Here is a 1,728-nt window from a genome sequence, read left to right as displayed (position 1 = left end):
GCCGCAATCAGCAACGCTCGCTTCGCCGCGAGCTGGCCCTGCACCTCATTGAGGTCGGGATAGGGCCGGGCGGCATGGATCAGACCGTCCGACACATAAGGCTCAACCGGCGTGTGCCCGTTGAAATGCGCCACCGCCTCGAGCAGATGATCCACCGCAAACACTTTCAACCCCGACGCCAGGCAAGCCTCCTCGGCATTCGCCCGCGGCACCACCAGTGCCCGCCCGGCCTTGCGCGCCGCCAGCGCCGCCGGCAACACCCCGCGCACTGGCCGCACGGCGCCGGACAACGCCAGTTCACCCAGACACTCCACATCATCCAGCGTCAGACACGGCACCTGCACACTCGCCGACAGAATCCCCAAGGCAATCGCCAGATCAAAGCGCCCGCCATCCTTGGGCAAATCCGCCGGCGCCAGATTCAAGGTGATCCGCCGCGCCGGAAACTGCAGCCCGGAATTGATGATCGCGCTGCGCACCCGGTCCTTGCTCTCCTTCACCGCCGCCTCGGGCAGCCCGACCATGGTCAGCGACGGCAGACCGTTGGCCAGATGGACTTCGACGGTAACAGCGGGGGCTTCCACGCCTATCTGGGCGCGACTGTGGACGATGGAGAGGGACATGGTCGTTCCTTGAGGTGGGTCGGGGGCCGCTTCCTGCGGGTTTTTTAAGGGTAGTTGGGAGAGCGAGTCCAAGTGGTGCGGATGCGAGGGCAAACCTTCACTGGATGTTGCCAAGTTCTTCTCCCAAGCTCAGTAGGGGCCTTTAGTTTTCCTCTTCGAGATTTTTTACCTGGCTTCCTCCCCCGGCCAGCCAACCCTCCGGTTCGAGTTCCTTACCGTACTTGGCCGCTACCTCAATAAAACGACGCTGATTAGCTGAAATACCTCCGGCTAACCGAAGTGCTTCAGTGTGATATCCAACAATCTCCTGCAGCTTTGCCCTTCTCTTTTTGTCTTTCATTAAAGCCTCGATTTTTGGGTGACGGGTGCTTCTGGTCACCGTAATACAAGGAGGAAAGGCCGCGTAATCAGGCGCAAACGCTAATTTTTGTAGGGCTGTGCCCTAATAGTTGTAGGACGCCGGCGAGACGGTATTGATGGTCTTGTTTTCCTGAATCGGATGCTCCAGCTTGACCGCTCACCGCAGCCCCTGGAGGCGAAAAATGGACCGCAATGGTATGCGCCCGATTCATCCGGGCGAGGTTTTGAATAAGGAATTCATGGAACCGTTGGGCATGACTGTCATGGACCTGGCCATGCCCACGAACTGGCCTGAAACCGAGATCGAAAAGCTTGTGAAATGCCAGCTCAGGATCTGCGCCGATTTGGCAATCAGCCTTGCCACTCATCTCAACACTACGCCAGAGTTCTGGATGAATCTCCAATCGACTTACGATTTGCGCAGGGCCCAGCTCCGGGATGCGGGTTTATAGCGATTGCAGCATCCGCGAAGCTCTTTTCCACCATGGCCCCGCCATTGGGCGCTTGGTCTGTTCCCGTTCCACCATCATCAGCGGCACATCTTGTAACCGTATCCACGACTGATTATTCCAGTGCAACAAACTCAACGTCATATCCGGCCAACTTATTGGTCGGGGTCGAGTTTTCGCAGCATGCGTTCGTTGAGGTAGATGCGCAGCAGGCGGCTCAGGTCTCGGGCGCAGAACCAGGGTTGGTTCTGGATGAGGAGGGCGTGGAGGGGGAGTTTGTGGCGGGTGAAGGTGTG

General features: G+C 58.6%; 3 protein-coding genes and 1 pseudogene. 1 reads left to right on the top strand and 3 read right to left on the bottom strand.

Annotated features, from left to right (window positions below):
* Both DBR18_RS09675 and DBR18_RS09670 read right to left on the bottom strand, forming a co-directional pair.
* The coding region (locus tag DBR18_RS09675; RefSeq protein WP_305891532.1) for a magnesium chelatase domain-containing protein at positions 1 to 623 on the bottom strand (623 nt) is incomplete at its 3' end.
* Positions 624 to 765: 142 nt separating this feature from the next.
* Complete coding sequence (locus DBR18_RS09670) at positions 766 to 963, bottom strand: hypothetical protein (protein WP_108590161.1); 198 nt, start codon at positions 961 to 963, stop codon at positions 766 to 768.
* A 202-nt stretch (positions 964 to 1,165) separates the two neighbouring features.
* Between DBR18_RS09670 and DBR18_RS09665 the strand changes: the two genes are divergently transcribed.
* A complete protein-coding gene (locus DBR18_RS09665; protein WP_108590160.1) occupies positions 1,166 to 1,435 on the top strand; it encodes a HigA family addiction module antitoxin in 270 nt (89 codons plus the stop codon).
* Here the strand turns inward: DBR18_RS09665 and DBR18_RS28985 are convergent.
* Positions 1,430 to 1,728, bottom strand: a pseudogene (locus tag DBR18_RS28985) (phage antirepressor protein); the annotation flags it as partial. The gene DBR18_RS09665 and the pseudogene DBR18_RS28985 overlap by 6 nt on opposite strands.

Source organism: Pseudomonas sp. HMWF021 (assembly GCF_003061005.1).
Classification (GTDB): domain Bacteria; phylum Pseudomonadota; class Gammaproteobacteria; order Pseudomonadales; family Pseudomonadaceae; genus Aquipseudomonas.
Note: the sequence above shows the minus strand (reverse complement) of the source record. Positions and strands in the feature narration are given on the sequence as shown.